This is a genomic window from Micromonospora deserti, assembly GCF_003236335.1.
Classification (GTDB): Bacteria; Actinomycetota; Actinomycetes; order Mycobacteriales; family Micromonosporaceae; genus Micromonospora; species Micromonospora deserti.
Genome location: NZ_POUB01000020.1, coordinates 1 through 20,353, shown reverse-complemented (window position 1 = coordinate 20,353; position 20,353 = coordinate 1). Strand labels below are relative to the sequence as shown.

Here is a 20,353-nt window from a genome sequence, read left to right as displayed (position 1 = left end):
ACCCATGACCTCACCGGTTACCGCCCCGGCGGCCACAGTGTCGGCGTCCCCCCGCCCGCCGTCCCCTAAACGGCGGGCAGGGCCGAGCGGACCCTACCTTGTCTACCTGGTCCCCGGCCTGGTGCTGTTCGTCGGCGTGATCCTGCTGCCGTTCCTCATGAATCTCGGCATCAGCTTCACCCGGTGGCACGGGGTGGGCACCCCGGAGTGGACCGGTCTGGACAACTACGACCGGTTGTTCTCCGACACCACGTTCTGGGCCTCGTTCCGGAACAACCTGGCCGTCATCCTCGCGATGGCGATCATCCCGACGATGATCGGCCTGGTGCTCGGGGCGGCGCTGTTCGACTACGTGGCGAAGCGGTTCGGCGCGGGCACCGCCAGCGGGCTGCGCGCCAGCTACTACCTGCCTCAGGTGCTGCCCATCCCCGTCGCCGGGATCGTCTGGGGATGGTTTCTGAATCCGTCGTACGGCGCCCTCAACGCCTCGCTGGAGAAGCTGGGCCTCGGCGGGCTGGCACAGGACTGGCTGGGCGACCCGAGCTTCGCACTGTCGAGTGTGATGGTCGTCATGGTGTGGATCCAGATCGGCTTCCCGGTCGTGATCTTCATGTCCGGGCTGCAGCGGGTCGACCCCGCTCTGTACGAGGCCGCGGAGATCGACGGCGCGTCGTGGTGGCGCCGGTTCTGGCACGTCACGATTCCGCAGATCCGGCCGGAGATCTACGTGGTACTGCTGTGGACCACCATTGCCTCCCTGAAGGTCTTCGCCCACATCTACGTGCTCACCAAGGGCGGCCCGGGCGGCGCGACCAACGTGCCGGCGTACTACTCGTACCAGAACTTCTTCGAGAAGACCCAGGTCGGATACGGCGCCGCGATCGCCACCGCGCTGACCGTGGTGATCGTGGTGCTGACCGTGCTCTTCCTGCGGGTCCAAGACACCGGCGACGAGGAGGCCCGGTGATGGCCAGGCGACGCGAACCGGCGAAGTACCTGGTGCTGCTGGCGCTGGTGGTGCTGGCCCTGATGATGCTCTTCCCGTTCGTCGTTGTTGCCTTCAACGCCCTGAAGTCCCCGTCGGAGTACGCCTCGAACGGCCCCCTGGCACTGCCGGAGGGCGTCTACCTGCAGGGCATCATCGACTTCTGGAACCGGGTCGACTTCGGCCAGAAGTTGTTGAACAGCATCGTCATCAGCGGTTCTGTCGCGGTGCTGGCGGTGCTGGTGTCGCTGTTCAACGCGTACGCCCTGGGGATCGGCCGGGTACGGGGGCGGCTATGGGTGCTGGTGCTCTTCCTGCTGGCGTTCACGCTGCCCCAGGAGGCGCTCGTCTACCCGCTGTACTACCTGTCCAAGCAGGTCGGTCTGTACGACACCCGGCTCGCCGTCATCATCATCTTCACGGTGATCCAGACCGCGTTCGGTACGTATCTGCTCTCGTCGGTGCTCTCCAGCTTCCCGCCCGAGATCCTGGAGGCGGCCCGGATGGACGGCGCCAGTCGGTGGCAGGTGCTGTGGCGAGTCGTGGTGCCGCTCAGCCGGCCCACGCTGGCCGTGCTGCTGGTCTTCTTCTTCATCTGGACCTGGAACGAGTTCTTCCTGCCGCTGGTGTTCCTGATCTCGAACGACAACCAGACGGTCCCCGTGGCGCTCGGCGTGCTGCAGGGCCAGCGGCTGATGGACGCCACCATGTCCAACGCCTCGGCACTGCTCGGGATCATCCCGGCGATCGTCTTCTTCCTGATCTTCCAACGCACGCTCACGCGCGGCATCACGGTCGGCGCCACCAAGTAGGGGTACGGGGTACATGAAGTTCACCAACGGTCAGTGGCTCCTCCGGGACGGCGTCAGCGCCGCGTACCCCGAGCGGGTGTACGACGTCGCCACCGGGCGCGGGTCGCTCACGGTATACGCGCCGACGTACCCGGTACGCCAGTTCACCACGAACTACGACGAGGCGACCGTCTCGGAGTTCATCGACGGAATGGCCGAGCGGTACATTCCGCTGTCGGTCCTCCACTTCGGCTGCTTCTGGATGCGCGACCTCAACTGATGCGACTTCGAGTGGGACCCGCGGACCTTCCCGGATCCGCCCGCCATGCTGGAGCGGCTGAGGGCCCGCGGATTGCGGATCTGCGTGTGGATCAACCCGTACATCGCGCGAGCCCTGGTGCTCGGTATTTCGTGTGGTCGCTGCTGGACAATTTCGAATGGGCCCACGGGTACTCCATGCGGTTCGGTCTGATCTACGTGGACTACCCGACACAGCAACGGATCTGACAGGAGAGCGCGCATTGGTATCGCACTGCCGCCTCGGACGGCGGGCTCCCGGCATCGATCGTTGTGCCCGTCGTGAGACGACGCTAACATCCTCGTAATCGAAGCGCTTCAATTGGAGCCACAGATGGTCAAGATCACTGATGTGGCGCGGCATGCCGGGGTGTCTCCCAGCACGGTTTCGTACGTGCTGAGCGGCAAGCGCTCGATCTCGGAGGAGACCCAGCGGCGGGTCCGGGACAGCATCCAGGCTCTGGGCTACCGCCCGCACGCGGGTGCCCGGGCCCTCGCCAGTAACCGCTCCAATGTCATCGCGCTGGTGATCCCGCTCCGCAGCGGCATCCACGTCCCGGTCGTGATGCAGTTCGCGGTCTCTGTGGTAACCACCGCGCGGGAGTGCGACCACGACGTCCTGCTGCTCACCCAACAGGAGGGGGACGAGGACCTGCGACGGGTCGTCGACAGCTCCCTGGCCGACGGGGTGATTGTGATGGACGTCCAGATGCACGACCCGCGGATCCGCGTGCTGCGGTCGTTGGACCGGCCGTCCGTGCTCATCGGCTTCCCGACGGAGGCCACCGGGCTGACCTGCATCGACCTTGACTTCACGGCGGCCGGCGAGGTCTGCGTGGACCACCTCGCCGGGCTCGGGCACCGGTGCGTCGGGCTGATCGGCTCGCCGCCCGAGGTGTACGAGCGGGAGACCGGCTTCGCGTACCGCACCGAGGACGGATTCGAGGCGGCCGCCCGCCGGCACGACATGACCTCGACCGTCCACCCCTGCGAGGCGACCCCGGCGGCCGCGGAGGAGATGGTGGGACTGTTGCTGCGGGAGCACCCGGACCTCACCGCGGTGGTGGTCCACAACGAGCCCATCGTCGAGCCGGTCGTGGCCGCCTTCCAGAGGGCCGGGCGGCGGGTGCCGGAGGACCTGGCCGTGGTCGCCATCTGCCCCGACGAGCTCGCCGAGCGGGCGCCGCTGCCGCTCACCTCGGTCGCGATCCCGGCCGAGGAGGTGGGGCAGCGTGCCGTCGAGCTGCTCATGGCTCAACTGGAGGGGCGGGACGTGCCCGCCGCCACGCTGCTGCGACCCCGACTCACCCCCCGTTCCAGCACGGCGCCGCGCGCCGAGGAGTAAGACCCATGAACTGTCTCGTCGCCCTTTTCGAATAGGTATCGAATCGCTTCGACAATCCCACGTTCCCCAAAACTAGACCTGAGGAGGTCGGTGTCGTGATATCGAGAAAGCGCGTCCGCTGGGTGGTGTCGGCGCTGGTCGCCGGATTACTGGCCACCGTCGGCGCCGCCGTACCGGCGAGTGCGCAAAGCACGTATCCCTTCCGGAACCCGAACCTGCCGCTGGAGCGCAGGGTCGACGACCTGATGGGCCGGCTCACCCTTGACGAGAAGATCGGGCTGCTACATCAGTACCAGGCGCCGATCCCGCGACTGGGCATCAAGCGGGTCAAGAACGGCACCGAGGCGCTGCACGGCCTCGCATGGTCCAACGACTTCTACAACAACGGCAGCACGGTGACCGCCACCGCGACCACGTTCCCGCAGGCGATCGGGCTCGCCAGCACCTGGAACCCGGCGCTGATCAAGCAGGTGGGCTCGGCGGTCGGCTCCGAGGCCCGGGGCTACAACTCCGAGAACCCCCTGGCCTGGGGCCTGAACCTGTGGGCGCCGGTGGTCGACCCGCTGCGTGACCCGCGCGCCGGCCGTAACGAGGAGGGCTACTCCGAGGACCCCTACCTGACCGGCACCATGGCGACCGCGTACGCCGGTGGGATGCGCGGGGACCACCCCAAGTACCTCAAGACCGCGCCGACCGTGAAGCACTACCTCGGCTACAACAACGAGTTCAAGCGGAGCACCACGTCGTCGAGCCTGCGGCCCCGGGCGAAGAAGGAGTACTACGAGACCGGGTTCCGAATGCCGATCCAGGCAGGCGTCGCGACCGGCGTGATGATGTCGTACAACCTGGTCAACGGGCGCCCCGCGACCGCGCACGCCGACGCCAACGACGTGGTCCGCGCCTGGACCGACGAGACGCTGATGAACGTCACCGACGCCTTCGCGCCGAACAACCTGATCGGCTCCCAGAGGTACTACTCGACGCTCGCGCAGGCGGACGCCGCCACACTGAAGGCCGGCGTGGACAGTTTCACCACCGACGACACCAACAGCGCGAGGACGATCAACGCGATCAAGAGCGCACTCGCCCAGGGCCTGCTCGCTGAGTCTGATGTGAACACGGCGGCGCGGAACCTCCTGAGCATCCGGTTCCGGCTTGGCGAGTTCGACCCGGACGGCGGCCCGTACGCGAAGATCACCAAGGACGTGGTGAACAGCCCGACGCACCAGCGGCTGGCGCGCAAGGCGGCGGCGGAGTCGATGGTGCTGCTGAAGAACTCGGACCGTACCCTGCCACTGGACCCGGCGAAGACCGATAAGATCGCCGTGGTCGGGCCGCTGACGAAGAGCCTCTACTCCGACTGGTACGGCGGCAACATGCCGTACAAGGTGACCCCGCTGGACGGGATCAAGGCGAAGTTCGGCAGCGGTGCCACCATCGCAGACACCGAGGCGGTGGACCGGATCGCGCTGCGCGAGGTGACCACGGGCAAGTACGTCACCGCGGGTTCCGACGCCGACGGTGAGAACCTGACGGTCAGCGGCACCGGCGTCGCGGCGACCGAGCAGTTCGACGTGTTCGGCTGGGGCCAGGGCGTGCTGACCCTGCGCAGCGTCGCCAACGGCATGTTTGTTGAACGCGCGAACTTCGGCGCCACCAGCCCGTTCGTGAACCGGGCCGACCAGCCACGGGGCTGGTTCGTCCAGCAGCAGTTCAAACTGGAGGGCGCGGGCGACGGCAGCTACGTCATCCGGTACGCCGGACACGAGACGCCGAACTCCTGGGAGGGCCCGAACAACTACCTGACCGTGGCGGACGACGGTCGGCTCATCCTCGGCGCACCCACCGCCGCCACTGCCGCCCGCTTCCAACAGGAGATGATCAGCAGTGGCATCGAAAGCGCGGTGCGGGCGGTAACCGGAGCCGACGCCGCGGTTGTCGTGGTGGGCAGCATGCCGTTCATCAACGGCCGCGAGGACTTCGACCGCACCACAATGGCGCTGGCCGAGAACCAGTCCGAGCTGATCAAGGCCGTGCACCGCGCCAACCCCAACACCATCGTCGTAGTGGAGAACAGCTACCCGACGACGCTCAACTGGGAGCAGCAGAACATCCCCGCGATCCTGTGGACCACGCACGCCGGGCAGGAGACCGGCAACGCGCTCGCCGACGTGCTGTTCGGCGACGTCAACCCGGCCGGTCGACTCACTCAGACCTGGTACAAGTCGGAGGCCGACCTGCCCGACATCCTCGAGTACGACATCATCAAGGCCGACCGCACGTACCTCTACGACCGCAGTACGCCGCTCTACCCGTTCGGGCACGGCCTGTCGTACACCACCTTCCGGTACGGCGACCTGCGGCTGTCCGCGCCGGTGCTGGCGTCCGGCGGGACGGTGACGGTCAGCGTCGACGTCACGAATACCGGCCAACGTGCCGGCGACGAGGTGGTGCAGCTGTATACCCACCAGCGGACCTCCCGGGACAAGCAGCCCGTCAAGGCGCTGCGCGGCTTCCAGCGGGTGCACCTCGGCCCCGGCGAGACCAAGACGGTGTACATCCCGTTGCGCGCGACCGACCTCGTGCACTGGGACGTCACGCGGGACAAGTGGGTGCTGGAGAGCAGCGTCCACGACATGATGGTTGGCGGCTCCTCGGCGGACATCCGGCAGGGCACCACGCTGCGGGTGGTCGGTGAGAAAATCCCGCCGCGCGACCTGTCGAAGGAGACCCGCGCCGCGAACTTCGACGACTACGCGGGGATCGAGCTGGTCGACGAGACCAAGGTCCGCGGCGACGCGGTCGGCAGGATCGACGCCGGCGACTGGATCAAGTTCGCGGACGTGAACCTGGGCCGCGGCGTGAGCAGCTTCACCGCGCGGGTGTCCCGGGTGGATGCGGGGAACGCCACCATCCAGATCCGGCTCGATGACCCGGTGACCGGGCCGGTGATCGGCACGGCTCAGGTGACGAGCACGGGGGACATCTACCGCTACGAGACGACGACCGCTTCGCTCACCCGAGTCAGCGGGCGGCACGACATATATCTCGTGTTCAGCGGAGACCTGCGGATCAGCACGTTTTCCGTCCGTTAGTGAAGGTGACCGGTGAGGGTGGGCTGCTGCAGCAGTTGACCAAGCGGGTTTGCTGGACTGCCCGAGCGCGTAGAACCGCTTCGTGATGTACAGGGTTTGGTTGCCGTTCCTGGCGTAGTTGGGGTCGTAGTAGATCAGTCCGTCGTTCCAGCCGCTGCCGTTGACGCTGGTCGCACAGGTCGAGCTGGCCATCGGGTCGCAGCCTAGCTCCGGAGACAGCGCGGTCCACCAGTGGAAGGCCGAGTCCTCCGGCCGTCTTCGGCTATGAGCGCTCCCAAGCAGGTTTCGGGCGCGTGACAGGAAGCGGTTGCTGCCGGACGTTCCGATGTCAATTGACCGCGGACGATGCTGTGGACGAGCGCAGCCGGAGGGTCGGCCGTCGCGAGAGAGGCCGCGACGCCCCGCCGGGGATCGATCGAATCGGTTGACAGTTTTGCCTCCTCCCGTCAATCTATTTGACACATCTCGTTGCTGGAGCCAGCGAGGCGACGGCACGGTGAAGGCAGCGGCGCTGACGACCGTCATACCGTCTGTAGCCGTCGCAAGACGAGGGAGCGGCTCACACTGGAGGTCGGGAATGACCGTACGAGGCGGAGTTCCCACCCGCCGTCTGTGGCGGTGTGCGTGGACGACGTGGGCGACCAAGACCGTTCCGGTCCAGCTGGCCGTGGGAAACAACACCCTGCGGCTGGTCGCGACGACCACTAACCGTCTCCGCAACATCGACTACCTCGACGTCATCACCGGCGACACGACCCCGTCCGGCCCGCCGAGCCCGAGCGCGTCGGTCCCGCCGCCCGGCCGGCCGGCAGAGTGCACCGGCACGACCACGACTGGGTCGTCGCCCAACAAATCGAACGGCGGCTGGACGATCCGCAACGTCCGGACCGGAGCGCTCACCTTCGCTCATCAACAACTACCCGTCTCGTGCGGCGACGGCGGATCGGGGGTGGCGGCACCACGTGTGCGCGGCTGCGCAGCCAGCCACGTAGATCTACTTGGTTCAACACCTTAAGACTGGAAGCGAGAGATACCGATGGGTTCAAAAGTAAGGAAGGCCAAATTAACTTTCCTCGCCGTTATGTTGGCATTCTTCGGATCTGTGTCCGGCTTGGCGAATCCGGCATCGGCCGACACCATGGCCCAGCTGAGCGCTTCGCAAATTGTTGCTGACATGGGCACTGGCTGGAATCTGGGAAACTCGCTGGAAGCCAACATCAACGGAATCCCCAGTGAAACGGCATGGGGCAACCCGGTCGTCACGCAAGCCCTTATCGACAGGGTGAAGGCGGCGGGTTTCAAATCGATCCGGATCCCGGTCTCCTATTTGAGACATATAGGGCCTGGCCCGGATTACACGATTAATTCCTCGTGGCTGAACCGGATCCAGGAAGTCGTCAACTATGCCTATAACCGGGGCCTGTATGTAATGATTAACATGCATGGAGACGGTTACAAAACCGTCGAGGGTTCCTGGCTTATCTGTGATGCATCCTCGCAAACAACCATCAAGGCCAAGTATCAGAGAGCCTGGCAACAGATCGCGACCAGGTTCCAAAATTACGATCAGCACCTGATATTCGAATCCATGAACGAAAACTTTGACGGGCAGTTTGGCCGCCCGACTGAACCGTGCTACTCAAACATCAACAGTTACAACCAGATCTTCGTGGACACCGTAAGAAGGACCGGTGGGAACAATAGTTCAAGATGGCTGCTTGTCCCTGGTTGGAACACGAATATCGAATACACCGCGGGGAACTACGGATTCGTGCTTCCAACAGATCAATACCGGTCGCCCTCTATTCCGAGTAATGAACAGCGTATCATGATCTCCGTTCACTATTATGACCCGTGGGACTTCGCTGGAGCGGAAAACGGCACTATCACGCAGTGGGGGCCGGGTGCGACCAATCCATCAAGAACGTCGACCTGGGGACAGGAAGACTATATGGATGCGCAGCTGAAAAAAATGCATGATACCTTCGTCGTGAGAGGATATCCAGTAGTCGTCGGCGAATACGGTTCGATTGATAAGACATCGTTCGATTCCGCGAATAACAGGTATCGGGCGGACTTTGCGCGCACCTTGGTGGCCACTTCCAAGAAATATGGAGCGGCCCCCGTCTACTGGGACAATGGTTACAACGGGCAATACGGGTTCGGGCTATTCAATCGAAGCTCCGCTACGGTGACCCAACAGGGCATTATTGATGCCATCATGAGCACCGCGGCCGCTACGTTCCGGCTGCGCGGCGAGGCGTCCGGCCGGTGTTTGGACGTCAACGGGGGGTCGTCGACCAACGGCACCCCGATGTTGATCTGGGACTGCCACACCGGCGCCAACCAGCGGTTCACCCAGAACGGGCAGACGCTGCAGGTGCTCGGCAAGTGCCTGGAGGTACCAGCCAACGCCACCGCCGGCGCCCGGGCGCAGATCTGGGACTGCACCGGCGGGGCCAACCAGCGGTGGACCTTCAACACAAACGGCACGATCAGCAACGGCCAGAACGGCCTGTGTCTGGACGTTAACGGCGGCGGCACCGCCAACGGCACCGCTGTGATCGTCTGGACCTGTCACGGCGGCACCAACCAGCGGTGGGCCCGGGCCTAGCCAGGGGGTGGCCGCCACCCTCCGCCCGGCCCACATCGGGCGGAGGGTGGCGTGGCCGAACCCAAGCGCGCCATCGGCCGCGCCGACGCCACCTTTCGTCAGCCCGGACGTGACCCAACTGCTACAGGTCACCGCGTTCGCCAGCACGTCGCTGGGCGTCGTGAATGTCTCCTACGTGCTGGCGTTCCTGTGGACGGCCATCCTGGTGATCGGCCGTGACACCATCCAATCGCAGGTCGGGCCAGGCGAGCTGATCCCTCGCCTGGTCATCGGCCTGATCGCCGCCAACTTCGCCATCCCCTTGTGCTCCACCGTCATCGGGCTGGCCAACGCGTTCACCGCCGCGTTGACCAGCCAAGACATCACCGCACCCGGCTCGATGCACCAGCTTCGCGCCACCACGGTCAGCGCGTTGGACGGCCAGACCGGCGCGAACGCGGTCAGCTTCCTGCTGCTGCTCATCGGCCTGCTGATCGCGGTGCTCACAGGCACCCTGCTCGTGCAGTGGATCATCCGGCTCGGGGTGCTCGTCGTCGCCGTCGGCATCGCACCCATTGCTCTTGCCCTGCACGGCACCCCACAGGCCGAGGGAGCCGCAGAACTGTGGTGGCGCACCATGCTCGGCACGCTCGGCGCCGTCGTCATCCAGGCGGTCGCCCTGCACACCACGCTGAGGATCTTCCTCAATCCAGACAGCAACCTGCGCGTGCTGGGTCTGCCGATACCAGGTGGCGAACCCGCAGCGGTCATGAACCTGCTCATCGTCGTCTGCCTGCTGTGGGACGTCGTCAAGATCTCCGGGCTGATGCGCCGCTACGTCACCCAGTCCAAGCCGAACGCGCTGGGGATGATCCTGCGGGCGTGCTCATCCAGCAGATCACCCAAGGACTGCGCCGCGGGCTGAACGTCGGTCGTGGCAGTCGCCTGATCCCCGCCCGCACGCGGCCGGGTACGTCACGGTCAATCGGTTGGCCCATCAGACCGTAAGGAGCATCAGTGCGACATGATCCCGATACCGCACCAGCGCACGAATCCCGACGGGTGCTTCATACCGCCCTCTCTGCGGTTGCTGTTCGGGATGTCGGCGCGGACGCCGATGTGCACAGCGACGTCTGGCCGAACGTGCACACAGGTGTTAGCACACGCGGTCGTCGGCCGGTGGGCTGCAGCGCACGCGCCGCAGGCGAACAGTTCGACCAACCCGAGGCAGAGCCCACCGCGACCGGCAGCCGCTGCTCCGCAACGCTCCCAGACTCGCTGTACGAGCCGGCATCTGCAGGCACCGCAACCCTGGCCGATACCGGCGCCAACCGCCCACTAGAACGAATCCTGAGCACCGTTTGCGCGCCGGCCCTCAAATCGCCTTTCGCGGCGGGCCGCCGAGGGTTAGTGTCCGGGCAGCGAGTGACCCACGAGGAGCTGAGACATGGTCGGTCGTTCGAGCACGCGTTGACGTTGTAGGCCGCTATTGGCCGGTCATCGCGTGCTGCCCCTTGATCCGCGCGGCACAGCGAGCCTTACCCGTCTGACCCGTCAGTGCGCTTGTCGCACCGCCGGTGGCGGGCCTTGTCCTTGGCAACCCAAGGGGTCTCTGTGCCATCCGCTTCCTCCGCTGCATCCGATTCCGGTCGCTCCGCTCCGCCAAGCCTGTGGCGGGACAGCGACTTCCGCCGGCTCTGGATCGGCCAAACGGCCTCACAACTGGGCGAGCACACGAGCCTGGTGGTCTTGCCCCTGATCGCCGTCTTGACCCTCAACGCCGATGCGGGCGAGCTGGGAGCCCTGCGCGCGCTGGGGCAGGCGCCGATCCTGCTGCTCTCGCTGGTCGCCGGCGCATGGGTGGACAGGTGGCGGACCCGAACCGTGATGGTGTCGGCGGATCTCGGCCGAGCCCTGGTACTGGGCGGAGCCGTCGTGGCCAGCCTCCTCGGTGGGCTCGGCCTGCCAGCGCTGTTCGTGGTCGTCTTCACCGTCGGGGCCTTGTCGGTGTTCTTCGACGTGGCCTACCAGGCGTCTCTCGTACGACTACTGAGACGCGATCAGTTGACGCGGGCCAACAGCGCCGTCGAGGGCAGCCGGTCCACGGCTCAAGTCGGCGGCCCTGCCCTCGGCGGTGCGTTGGTGTCGCTGCTGTCGGCGCCGATCGCTGTCGTGTCCAGCGCGCTGTTCTTCGCGTTCTCGTTCCTGTCAATCCGCCGGATCCGCCGCCGCGAGCCGATCCCCGGGCGCACGGACCGTCCCCGTCAGGTAGGGCAGCAAATCATCGAGGGCCTCCGCTTTGTCGTCAGCGATACCTCGCTGCGGCCTGTGAGCCTCGCCTCGGCGGCCTTCCAGTTCTCCTTCGCGGCCATGATGACGGCGTATCTGCTCTTCCTGCCACGGGAGCTGCGCCTGTCCGGCACCGCCATCGGTCTGGTGCTCGCGGCGATGGGACCGGGTGCGCTCGTGGGATCGCTGCTTGCCGCTCGTCTGCCGAGCCGGTTCGGTTACGGCGCGGTGCTCGTGTGCGCGGCGGCGGTCGGCGACGGCGTAATGCTGTGTGTGCCGGCGCTGCACGGTCCCTCGGCGGTGACGATCCCTTCGCTCATCGCGGTCAACTTCGTGTTCGGGGTCTTTGGCCAGCTGGTCAACGTCACGGTTATGGTCATCCGGCAGGCCATCACCCCGGACAAGATGCAAGGCCGCGCCGCCGCGACGATCACGTTTGCTGGCATGGGTCTGACCCCGCTCGGCTCGCTGTTCGGCGGCTATCTCGCCGACGGCTGGGGGTTGCGCAACACCCTGCTGGTCGCGGCCGCCGGCATGGTGCTGTCACCACTTCTGATGGCACTGTCCCCGCTGGCACGTCTGGGACGGGAACTTCCGTTCCCAAAGGACGTGCCGGCGGCGGCCGCCGGCCCAAAGGCGCAGGAGGCCGGCAGCCGCGACACCGGTGCCGATCATGCCCTGTCTGACTGAGCGCGGTGACCCGTGCGCCGACACGGGATCAGAGGTCGCCTCGCGTCGGTGGGGTTCGCGTGCGTTGCGTCGGCGAGACCGGTCTGAGCCTGAACGAGTTGGCGACTTTCTGCCGGTAGATCTCCTGCGTGGCGGGGTCCCAGTGGTCTCGGCGTGCCAGAGCCGGGGCAGATCGGCGGCCAACGACCGCAGCGCCGGTGGCCGGCAGCAGCGGCTTGGTGGCCTTAGCGGTCGCCAGGGCGGCCTCTGCCTCGGTGAGCGCGGCGAGTTTGGTCTCCCAGCGAGACTCCAACGTCCTTGCCACCAAACGATTCTCCGGCTCGACGTTGCTGAACGCCCGCTCTGCGCGGTCGGCCTCGTAGCGGGCGCGCTGCACCGCCAGCTCCGCCGCGCGGTGGGTGCGGCTGTGCCGGTCGACGACCTCTTCCGCAGCGGTCAACGCCGACCGGATCTGCTGCGCGGTGACAGTGCTCAGGAACAGATCACCAACGGCTTTATCGATCGTGGAGGCGTCGAATGTGCGGCATTGCCGGATGCGGGCGGAGTCCTTGACCTGGCAGGTGTAGCTGATCTTGCGGTCGCGGCGGTCGTATCGGGTGCCGACCCGGCCACCGCAGATCCCGCAGAAGATGATGCCCTGGCACAGCGCCACACCTTCGTGTACCGGCCCGCTTGCGGCGCGAGGTACGCACGCTACCGTCCGGCTGCACCTTGCGCACATGCCGAGACTTGCCGAAGGTGTACGCACCGGCGTACGTCGGATTCTTCAGCGCCTGCAACACCCGGGCGTGCGTCAACTTGCCCACTTCAGCTTGCCGGCTCGGGCGCCACCCCAGGCCCGCTGCGGGAACAAGCGGCCGGTCTTCGCGAAGGCACGCACCACCCCCAAGGCGGAACCGGTGCGGTGGAACTCGGCGAACAGGTCGGCCACCGCGCCGTGGACCTGCGCGTCACGGTCCGTGACGATCAGCCCGTCCTCGTCGTAGACGAACCCGACCGGATCGTCGACCGGCGCCCAGCCGACGTCCACCCCGTCGTTGGCACAGGGGCCGGCCAGGGGCCAACAGCCTGCGGCCAGAGCCGGTCCGTTCGGCCGAGCCGGGTCAGCGCGCGCGTGGGCAGGCCGCGGTCGTGGTCATCACGGTGCTGCCCATCGTCATGGTCTACCCGTTCATCCAGCGCCACTTCATCAAGGGCGTCATCATCGGCGCGATCAAGGGCTGGCGTCGCCGGCGGGACGGGCTGCTCCGCCCGCGCCGGCCGCCGAGCAGCTGATGGGAAGGTGCCACCGGGTGGTGGCACCTCCCCGTGTTCGCGGTAAGGGAGACCGATCAGACCCCGGCCACCGACATGATCCAGCTGCGGTTGGCGGCCACACTGCCGTAGTTCTGGTAGGTCGAGCCGTTACCGGTCGAGCAGACGCCGACCTGCTGGCCGTTGTAGAACTGCGGGCCGCCGGAGTCGCCCCGCCACGCCACGCCGTCGCCACGAGTGCTGCGGATCGCCGGGCCGCCGTACGCGTCGGTGGCGTTCAGGCTGCTCACCGTGACCGTGGCGGTCTTGAGCTGGCTGGACGCCGCGCAGTTGGTGCACGTACGACCCCAGCCGTAGATGGAGTTGGTCGAGCCGACCGGCGGGTTGCTGCTTGCCAGCGTCACGTACGTGGTGCTCACCGCGCTGTTCAGGTAGAGCAGCGCCAGGTCGTAGCGGGTGGAGTACGAGGTGACCGTACGGGTGACGCCGCCGGAGGCGTAGTAGACGCTGCCCACCCGGACCGACATTCCGCTGGCGGTGCAGTGCGCGGCGGTGAGCACCCAGCGCGACGCGATGATCGAGCCGGAGCAGGCGAACGAGCCGTTCTGGAAGATCGCGGCGGCCCAGGGGGCTGAGGAGACCGTCCCGCCACCGATGATCGGCTGTGGTGCGGCGGAGACGGCGGTCGGTGCGACGAACGCGCCGGTGAGTGCGACGGCGACCGCCGCGAGCGTGCGTCGGATGCGCATCAGGGCTCCTTCCGGGTGCGCCCGCGGGGATGTCCGGGGCCAGGTCGAACCGGCGTGCGGCGGCGAGGGCTCCCGCGCCGTACGCCCGTTCCGGTCAAGTAATCGACTCATGTCGCTGGATGCCCTCACGCTAAGGTGCCCCGCAGTGCACTGACAAGCATCAATAAATACCAGTCGGGTCATATCGTGTCGCCGCCCCGGCGGGGGTGCGCCTGAAGTGCAACCGGCACTACATCGGGTTGGCCCGGGGCGGGTTCGCCGACAACTTCGTACAGGTACGCCCGCGCCGCGAGCACGCCATCGTCGAGTTCCGGGATGCCCCGCAACGACACCGCTGACGGGCGGTCGGCCGCCGTGGTGGGGGTAGGTCCTGCGGCGTTGGATCAGCCGGCGGTGCCAGGCCAGCAGGGTCGCCGGGGTCACGATCCGGTGGGCGCGGACCGCGCGGGGCGGGCGCCGGGTCAGCGCGGACAGGATCGCCCGGTCCGGCTAGGACAGCCGTGGTCGGCCGTGGATCTGACGGCGCAACACCGCGGCCTCATGGCGCAGGGCCAGCAGTTCCGCGAGCACGGCGTTGTCGCTGCGGGCGGTGCGTAGCAGGGCGTCGAACATGCGAATCGTGACCAGGTAGATCAATCGGAACACCATGACCACGAAGGTGCCACAACCTCGCGGGGCCCAGCTCACAGCACGTGCGACAGGTATCGGCACCGTACAGGCCTTCTCGGCGCCGTATCGCCGCTACCGAGTCTGTCGTCAGTCGCGCAGGTAGGCGAGCACGGCTCGGACCCGGCGATGGTCGTCTTCGTCGGGGTGCAGGTCCAGCTTGATCAACACGTTGCCGATGTGTTTGGCCACTGCCGTCTCGGTGATGAACAGGGCCCGCGCGATTGCTGCGTTCGACCGGCCCTCTGCCACGAGGCCGAGGACCTCGCGCTCCCGGGGGGTGAGCCGGGTCAGCGGGTCGCGGCGCCGGCTGAGTAGCTGGCGTACGACCTCGGTGTCGACCACTGTGTGCCCGTCGGCGACACGGTCAAGCGCCTCGATGAACTCGACTGCCTCGCCGATGCGGTCCTTGAGCAGGTAGCCGATGCCGGCCGTGCCGGGGCGGGCGGTTTCTAGCAGCTCCGCCGCGTATGTCTGCTCGACGTACTGACTTACCACGAGAATCGGCAGGCCGGGATCATCCCGACGCAGCCGCAACGCGGCCTGCAACCCCTCGTCGGTGAAGGTGGGCGGCATCCGTACGTCGGTGACCACCACGTCCGGCCGGTGCTCGTGTACCGCGTTGACGAGGGCGTCGGCGTCACCGACGGAGGCCGCCACCCGATGCCCGAACCGGGTGATCAGACTGGTGATCCCCTCGCGGGTGAGCACGTCGTCCTCTGCGACGATCACCCGCCGGTCACCCTTCATCGCACCACCCCGGGAACTCGGCCTGCACCAGCGTCGGCCCACCCGGCGGGCTGAACAGCGACATCGTTCCCCCGACGGCCGCCACCCGGTCGGCCAGTCCGGCGAGTCCCGTCCCGGCCTGCTGATCGGCACCGCCCACCCCGTCGTCGCTGATTCGCAGTATCAGCCGGTCACCGTGCAGGCCCGCGGTGACGGCGGCCCGACTGGCCCGGCTGTGTCGGGCGATGTTGGTCAGCGCTTCGCCGACCACGAAGTACGCGGTGACCTCGATGGACGCCGGAAGCCGGCCGGGCAGCCGGACGTCGACGTCGACCGGCACCGGCGAGCGCCCGGCAAGGTCCTGCAGTGCTGCGGCGAGCCCGCGGTCCGTGAGCACCTGGGGGTGCACGCCGCGGATGAGTTCGCGCAGTTCGCTCAGTGCCCGCCGGGCCAGCTCGTGCGCCTTGACCAGCGGGTCGTGCGCCGGTGACCCGGCTGGCACCTCCAGCCGGGCGAGGCCAAGGTACACGTTCAGGGCCACGAGCCGCTGCTGGGCCCCGTCGTGCAGGTCGCGCTCGATGCGGCGGCGTTCCCCCTCGAACGCATCCACCAGCCGCGCCCTCGACCGGGTCACCTCGACCAGCTGCTCACCGAGCCGGTCCGACTCCCGAGGCCCGAGCAGCGCCCGCGCCATCGCGGCCCGGGCGCCGGCCCAGGCGGTCACCACGTACGGTGCCGCGGCCAGTAGCCCTACGCCCATTCCCACCGATACCAGAGTCGCCAAGGGGCGGTTGTCTCGCTCGTGGAGTGGGCTGAGCAGGGCGGCTGTCGGATAGCCCACCATGCACGCCAGCACGACCGCGTCCAGCCAGCACAGGACGGCGGTCGAGATGCCGGTGAAGCCGATCTCGCGCCAGGTGACCTGCTCGTATAGTCGTACCCGCAGTGTGTGCCGCCAGCCTCGCCGATGGAGTGGCCGGTGCGCGTCCGGCAACGGCACGTTGTCGACGAGGCGCAGCCGCCACCGCTCCAACCTGCCGAAGACGATCGTGCCCGCGACCAGCGTCGACACCGCGGCCAGCAGCACCGGCAGCGGTTCCTCGATGCCGTACCGCATCAGCAGGACAATCGCCGGCACGCCGGGCAGCGCGCCACCCGCCAGGTAGAGCGCCGACCGCCAGGGCCACGAGCTGCGCACCAGCCGCGTCGGCGGCAGCGACAGCGCATCCAACGCGGTGCTGACCGGCATATCGGCCCACACTACCGGCGCGGGGCCGGCGGCACGGTATAGCTGGATACACCTTCGGCCCCCCCGCTGGGGACAGTGTGGGCGGTGCGTACGGCCGCTTGACTGAGGTCGTGACGACAACGAACGAACCGGCCGTGCGGGCCGACAACGTGTGGAAGGTGTACGGCAGCGGCGCCGCCGAGGTGACCGCGCTACGCGACGTGAGCGTGGAACTCGCGCGCGGCCGGTTCACCGCCGTGATGGGCCCCTCCGGGTCCGGCAAGTCGACGCTGATGCACTGCCTGGCCGGCCTCGACACGGTGACCCGTGGCGAGACCCGCATCGGCGCCACCCGCGTCACCGGGCTACGCGACGCCGAGCTGACCCGTCTGCGACGCGAGCAGATCGGGTTCATCTTCCAGCAGTTCAACCTGCTGCCCACGCTCACCGCCCGGGAGAACATCCTGCTCCCGCTCGCGATCGCCGGCCGCAGACCCGAGCCGGATTGGTTCGACACGGTGGTCGGCACGGTCGACCTCCGCGACCGTCTCGGCCACCGGCCCGACCAGCTCTCCGGCGGCCAGCAACAGCGTGTCGCCTGCGCCCGTGCCCTGATCACCCGGCCCCAGGTGGTGTTCGCAGACGAGCCCACCGGCAACCTCGACTCCCGATCCGGCGCCGATGTGCTCGGCTTCCTCAGCCGGTCGGTCCGCGAGTTCGGCCGAACGATCGTGATGGTCACCCACGACCCCACCGCCGCCGCATACGCCGACCGGGTGATCTTCCTCGCCGACGGCACGGTCGTCGAGGACCTCGCCGCCCCGACCACCGACGCCGTACTCGAGACGATGAAGCGTCTGGACACCCAGGGTGCGGCCCGATGATCCGGGCGACCCTCGCCGGCCTGCGCTCGCGCCGGCTCCGGATGCTGCTATCGGCGCTGGCGGTCGTGCTGGGCGTGATGTTCATGTCGGCGGCGCTCGTGGTCACCGACACCCTCGGCCGGTCGCTACGCAATCTGTACGCCGGCCTGCACGGGGACACCCAGGTTCAGGTGATGGCGAAGCAGGTGCTGCCCGGCATCGGCGAGCACTCGGCCACCACACCGGTGCCGGCCGACCTGGTCCGGCGGGTCGCCGGGGTCGCAGGCGTGGCCACGGCGACCGGCGTGGTGAGCGAGGACGGCGCCCGGCTCGTCGGGGCCGACGGCAAGGTGATCGGGACCAGCTTCAACCGGCCTCGACTGGGCACGAACTGGACCGGCGAGCGCGGGTTGATCCGGTTGCGGGCCGGCCGCGCACCAGCGGCGCCGAACGAGATCGCAATCAACGCGGCGCTTGCCCGGGCCGCCCGTATGCAGGTCGGCGACCGGGCGGCCGTGCTCACCCAGCGACCGAAGCAGATGTTCACCGTGGTCGGCATCATCGGCTACCGCGGAGACCGGGACAGCGTGGGCGGCACCCACGAAATCGCCTTCCACGAGTCGGTAGCAGCCGAACTCATGCTCGGCCGACCGGATGTGTACTCCGCGGTGGACGTCCGCGCCGCCCCCGGCGTCACCCCCGCCGTCCTGCGGGATCGGCTCCGCAGCGCCCTGGGTGACGACGTCGTCGTCCGCACCGGCGACGACCTGCGCGCAACCCAGTCCGAGTCGGCGCGGGAGGACCTCGCCACCATCACCCAGATCCTGCTGGCCGTCGGTGGGATCGCCCTGTTCGTCGGCGTCTTCCTAATCCTCAACACCTTCTCGACTGTCATCGCGCAGCGCACCCGGGAACTCGCGCTACTGCGCGCTCTGGGCGCCCGCCGCCGACAGGTGATCGGCTCAGTGTTCGTAGAGGCGTTACTGGTCGGACTCGCCGCCTCGGCGGCCGGTGCCGCGCTCGGCGTGGGCATCGCCGTGCTGCTGCCCCGGCTGGCCGGCAACACCGCCGTTGGCGACGTGGGACTGAGCGCGGCGACCGTTTCGCCGGCGGCGGTACTCACCTCCGTCACGCTCGGCCTGGCGGTCACCGTGGTTGCAGCATTCGGACCGGCGTTGCGCGCGTCCCGCGTACCACCGATGGCCGCGCTGCGTGCCATCTCAGCCCCCGACCGTCCGCTCACGAGGCTGACCGTGGCCGGCGCGGTGATCGGTGCCGTCGGCGTTGCCCTGCTCGTCATTGCGTTCGCCGACGGCACCGACGACATCCCGCTGGGCACCGTCCTCGGCGGCGTCCTGGCGAGCTTCGTCGGCGCGGCGCTGCTCACCCCGCTCATCGCGCGGCCCGCAGTGAACCTGATCGGCCGACTGTTCGCCTGGTCGCCGCCCGGACGGCTGGGACGGCTCAACGCCGGCCGCAACCCGCGTCGTACCGCGAGCACCGCGGCGGCGCTGATGGTCGGCATCGCGCTGGTCACCGCGGTGAACGTCGTGCTCACCTCGGCCACCGCGAGCTTCCACAGCACGGCGGCCGACTACTACCGGGCCGACCTCATCCTCACCGAGCCCACGAGCACCGATCGCCCGCAGACATTCGACCCGGCCATCCTCGACCGGATTCGGGCACTGCCTGGCGTCGCCGCCGTCGCCGGCGTCTACGACGACCTGGCACTGACCGCCCGTGGTCGGACCGGCATCATCGCGGTCGATGACATCGCCGCCTGGTGGTCGACGGTCAAGGTCGAACACGTGGCCGGCTCCCTCGGCCCACTCGCACCCGACGAGGTCGCCGCAGACGCCGACACCGCTGCTGACCTCGACCTGCAAATCGGCTCCCCAGTGAAGATCACCTTCGCCAGTGGCCGCAGCCGCACCTTCACCCTGGCCGGCACCTATCGCAGCGACTGGTCGGGCGGCTGGCTCATGCCCGCCTCGGTGGTGCCGGACCTGTCACGGCAGCAGCCTTCCACCGGGCTGGTGCGGCTGGCCCCTGGTGCGTCCGAGGCCGACGTACGCGCTCAGGTGAACTCGCTGCTGGCGGACAGTCCCGAAACCGTAGTCACCGACCCGGCCGGTTTCGTTGACATCGTCACCGGCGTCTTCCGCACCGTCCTGGCGCTGCTGCAGGTGCTACTCGCCGTAGCCATGCTGATCGCAACGCTCGGCGTGGTCAACACACTGGCCCTGTCGGTGCTCGAACGCACCCGGGAACTCGGCCTGCTGCGCGCGGTGGGCCTCAGCCGCGGACAGACGGTGCAGATGGTCACCGCGGAAGCAGTGGCAATCTCCATCTTCGGCGCGTTGCTCGGGGTCGCCGTCGGCACGGGACTCGGCGCTGCGGTGGCGCGGGCGCTGCGCGCCGAGGGCATCACCGAGCTAGCGCTGCCGTGGACCTTCCTCGCCGCCTACCTCGCGTCTGGCGTGGTGATTGGCGTGCTGGCCGCGACGCTACCGGCCGTCCGGGCCGCCCGCACGGACGTCCTGCGGGCGATCGCGCACGACTGACCGGCGCGGCCGGGTCATCCCGGCTCTCCGAAGTTGAGCGGGGGTTGCGGCTGGAGCCGACCCGAATGTGAAGGGCTTGCAGCTCATTGAGCCTTTTCCAAGCTGATCTTGCAGCTCGGGACGGGTGCGGCAGGCCTGGTGATCGATGGGTGCGAGGCTCCAGGTAGGACAGCTGTCGACCAAGACTCGAAGCCCCGACCGGGAGCCTCGCCATG

19 protein-coding genes and 2 pseudogenes are annotated in these 20,353 nt (G+C 67.9%); 14 read left to right on the top strand and 7 right to left on the bottom strand.

From position 1 onward, the window contains the following. Positions 1–4 precede the first annotated feature (4 nt). The 7 genes and pseudogenes from C1I99_RS05490 (at position 5) to C1I99_RS05465 (ending at position 6,513) form a co-directional block, all read left to right on the top strand. Positions 5–967: a carbohydrate ABC transporter permease gene (locus C1I99_RS05490; protein WP_111133074.1), complete on the top strand. Its 963-nt coding sequence runs from the start codon at positions 5–7 to the stop codon at positions 965–967. After that, positions 967–1,797 carry a carbohydrate ABC transporter permease gene (locus C1I99_RS05485; RefSeq protein WP_111133072.1) on the top strand — a complete coding sequence of 277 codons (831 nt, stop codon included), beginning with the start codon at positions 967–969 and terminating at the stop codon, positions 1,795–1,797. Before C1I99_RS05490 ends, C1I99_RS05485 begins: the two co-directional genes overlap by 1 nt. A 13-nt stretch (positions 1,798–1,810) precedes the next feature. After that, entirely contained in the window at positions 1,811–2,056 is a 246-nt protein-coding gene (locus C1I99_RS34750; protein ID WP_199561980.1) for a hypothetical protein, read from the top strand. Between the two features lie 12 nt (positions 2,057–2,068). Then, positions 2,069–2,155: pseudogene (locus tag C1I99_RS34745) on the top strand (TIM-barrel domain-containing protein); the annotation flags it as partial. Positions 2,156–2,181: 26 nt separating this feature from the next. Next, positions 2,182–2,283: pseudogene (locus tag C1I99_RS33770) on the top strand (family 1 glycosylhydrolase); the annotation flags it as partial. Positions 2,284–2,407: 124 nt separating this feature from the next. Beyond that, a complete protein-coding gene (locus C1I99_RS05470; protein ID WP_111133070.1) occupies positions 2,408–3,418 on the top strand; it encodes a LacI family DNA-binding transcriptional regulator in 1,011 nt (336 codons plus the stop codon). A gap of 95 nt (positions 3,419–3,513) precedes the next feature. Beyond that, positions 3,514–6,513, top strand: coding sequence for a glycoside hydrolase family 3 C-terminal domain-containing protein (locus tag C1I99_RS05465; protein ID WP_325049192.1), 3,000 nt, complete (start codon positions 3,514–3,516; stop codon positions 6,511–6,513). Between the two features lie 726 nt (positions 6,514–7,239). On the opposite strand, the gene C1I99_RS32615 is transcribed toward C1I99_RS05465, so the two are convergent. Further along, positions 7,240–7,413, bottom strand: a complete 174-nt coding sequence (locus tag C1I99_RS32615) for a hypothetical protein (protein ID WP_158553997.1) — start codon at positions 7,411–7,413, stop codon at positions 7,240–7,242. A gap of 136 nt (positions 7,414–7,549) precedes the next feature. On the opposite strand from C1I99_RS32615, the gene C1I99_RS05460 reads away from it, so the two are divergent. From C1I99_RS05460 to C1I99_RS05450, 3 genes are all read left to right on the top strand, one after another. Next, positions 7,550–9,127, top strand: a complete 1,578-nt coding sequence (locus C1I99_RS05460; protein WP_111133066.1) for a cellulase family glycosylhydrolase — start codon at positions 7,550–7,552, stop codon at positions 9,125–9,127. Positions 9,128–9,236: 109 nt separating this feature from the next. Continuing rightward, positions 9,237–10,031 (top strand): hypothetical protein, encoded by a 795-nt coding sequence (locus C1I99_RS05455; RefSeq protein WP_111133064.1) that lies wholly within the window; start codon positions 9,237–9,239, stop codon positions 10,029–10,031. Between the two features lie 689 nt (positions 10,032–10,720). After that, positions 10,721–12,085, top strand: coding sequence for an MFS transporter (locus C1I99_RS05450; protein ID WP_111133062.1), 1,365 nt, complete (start codon positions 10,721–10,723; stop codon positions 12,083–12,085). Between the two features lie 28 nt (positions 12,086–12,113). Here C1I99_RS05450 and C1I99_RS05445 read toward each other — a convergent pair whose 3' ends face one another. Both C1I99_RS05445 and C1I99_RS33170 read right to left on the bottom strand, forming a co-directional pair. After that, entirely contained in the window at positions 12,114–12,737 is a 624-nt protein-coding gene (locus C1I99_RS05445) for a recombinase zinc ribbon domain-containing protein (RefSeq protein ID WP_111133060.1), read from the bottom strand. Positions 12,738–12,878: 141 nt separating this feature from the next. Next, the gene (locus tag C1I99_RS33170) at positions 12,879–13,115 is read right to left on the bottom strand and encodes a hypothetical protein (RefSeq protein ID WP_199561990.1); all 237 of its coding nucleotides are present in this window, start codon (positions 13,113–13,115) and stop codon (positions 12,879–12,881) included. A gap of 101 nt (positions 13,116–13,216) precedes the next feature. Here C1I99_RS33170 and C1I99_RS33165 point away from each other — a divergent pair, with 101 nt between their 5' ends. Then, the gene (locus C1I99_RS33165) at positions 13,217–13,360 is read left to right on the top strand and encodes a hypothetical protein (protein WP_199561989.1); all 144 of its coding nucleotides are present in this window, start codon (positions 13,217–13,219) and stop codon (positions 13,358–13,360) included. Between the two features lie 56 nt (positions 13,361–13,416). Here C1I99_RS33165 and C1I99_RS05435 read toward each other — a convergent pair whose 3' ends face one another. Further along, complete coding sequence (locus tag C1I99_RS05435; RefSeq protein ID WP_111133108.1) at positions 13,417–14,088, bottom strand: S1 family peptidase; 672 nt, start codon at positions 14,086–14,088, stop codon at positions 13,417–13,419. A gap of 206 nt (positions 14,089–14,294) precedes the next feature. Here C1I99_RS05435 and C1I99_RS34530 point away from each other — a divergent pair, with 206 nt between their 5' ends. Continuing rightward, the gene (locus tag C1I99_RS34530; RefSeq protein ID WP_267897475.1) at positions 14,295–14,426 is read left to right on the top strand and encodes a hypothetical protein; all 132 of its coding nucleotides are present in this window, start codon (positions 14,295–14,297) and stop codon (positions 14,424–14,426) included. Positions 14,427–14,577: 151 nt separating this feature from the next. Here the strand turns inward: C1I99_RS34530 and C1I99_RS33160 are convergent, their stop codons facing one another. The 3 genes from C1I99_RS33160 to C1I99_RS05420 form a co-directional block, all read right to left on the bottom strand. Then, positions 14,578–14,736 (bottom strand): hypothetical protein, encoded by a 159-nt coding sequence (locus C1I99_RS33160; RefSeq protein WP_199561978.1) that lies wholly within the window; start codon positions 14,734–14,736, stop codon positions 14,578–14,580. A 108-nt stretch (positions 14,737–14,844) separates the two neighbouring features. Then, positions 14,845–15,504, bottom strand: a complete 660-nt coding sequence (locus C1I99_RS05425; protein WP_199561977.1) for a response regulator — start codon at positions 15,502–15,504, stop codon at positions 14,845–14,847. After that, positions 15,494–16,732: a sensor histidine kinase gene (locus C1I99_RS05420; protein WP_111133059.1), complete on the bottom strand. Its 1,239-nt coding sequence runs from the start codon at positions 16,730–16,732 to the stop codon at positions 15,494–15,496. The genes C1I99_RS05425 and C1I99_RS05420 overlap by 11 nt, the downstream gene beginning before the upstream one ends. 110 nt (positions 16,733–16,842) lie before the next feature. On the opposite strand from C1I99_RS05420, the gene C1I99_RS05415 reads away from it, so the two are divergent. Continuing rightward, on the top strand, positions 16,843–17,595 hold the full coding sequence (locus tag C1I99_RS05415) for an ABC transporter ATP-binding protein (RefSeq protein WP_233512344.1): 753 nt from the start codon (positions 16,843–16,845) through the stop codon (positions 17,593–17,595). Further along, positions 17,592–20,138: an ABC transporter permease gene (locus C1I99_RS05410; RefSeq protein ID WP_111133057.1), complete on the top strand. Its 2,547-nt coding sequence runs from the start codon at positions 17,592–17,594 to the stop codon at positions 20,136–20,138. Before C1I99_RS05415 ends, C1I99_RS05410 begins: the two co-directional genes overlap by 4 nt. Positions 20,139–20,353 lie beyond the last annotated feature (215 nt).

Coding starts and splice junctions, on each gene's coding strand:
- C1I99_RS05490 (WP_111133074.1), top strand. CDS start 5: ATGACCTCACCGGTTACCGCCCCGGCGGCCACAGTGTCGGCGTCCCCC.
- C1I99_RS05485 (WP_111133072.1), top strand. CDS start 967: ATGGCCAGGCGACGCGAACCGGCGAAGTACCTGGTGCTGCTGGCGCTG.
- C1I99_RS34750 (WP_199561980.1), top strand. CDS start 1,811: ATGAAGTTCACCAACGGTCAGTGGCTCCTCCGGGACGGCGTCAGCGCC.
- C1I99_RS05470 (WP_111133070.1), top strand. CDS start 2,408: ATGGTCAAGATCACTGATGTGGCGCGGCATGCCGGGGTGTCTCCCAGC.
- C1I99_RS05460 (WP_111133066.1), top strand. CDS start 7,550: ATGGGTTCAAAAGTAAGGAAGGCCAAATTAACTTTCCTCGCCGTTATG.
- C1I99_RS05435 (WP_111133108.1), bottom strand. CDS start 14,088: ATGCGCATCCGACGCACGCTCGCGGCGGTCGCCGTCGCACTCACCGGC.
- C1I99_RS33160 (WP_199561978.1), bottom strand. CDS start 14,736: ATGGTGTTCCGATTGATCTACCTGGTCACGATTCGCATGTTCGACGCC.
- C1I99_RS05425 (WP_199561977.1), bottom strand. CDS start 15,504: ATGAAGGGTGACCGGCGGGTGATCGTCGCAGAGGACGACGTGCTCACC.
- C1I99_RS05420 (WP_111133059.1), bottom strand. CDS start 16,732: ATGCCGGTCAGCACCGCGTTGGATGCGCTGTCGCTGCCGCCGACGCGG.
- C1I99_RS05410 (WP_111133057.1), top strand. CDS start 17,592: ATGATCCGGGCGACCCTCGCCGGCCTGCGCTCGCGCCGGCTCCGGATG.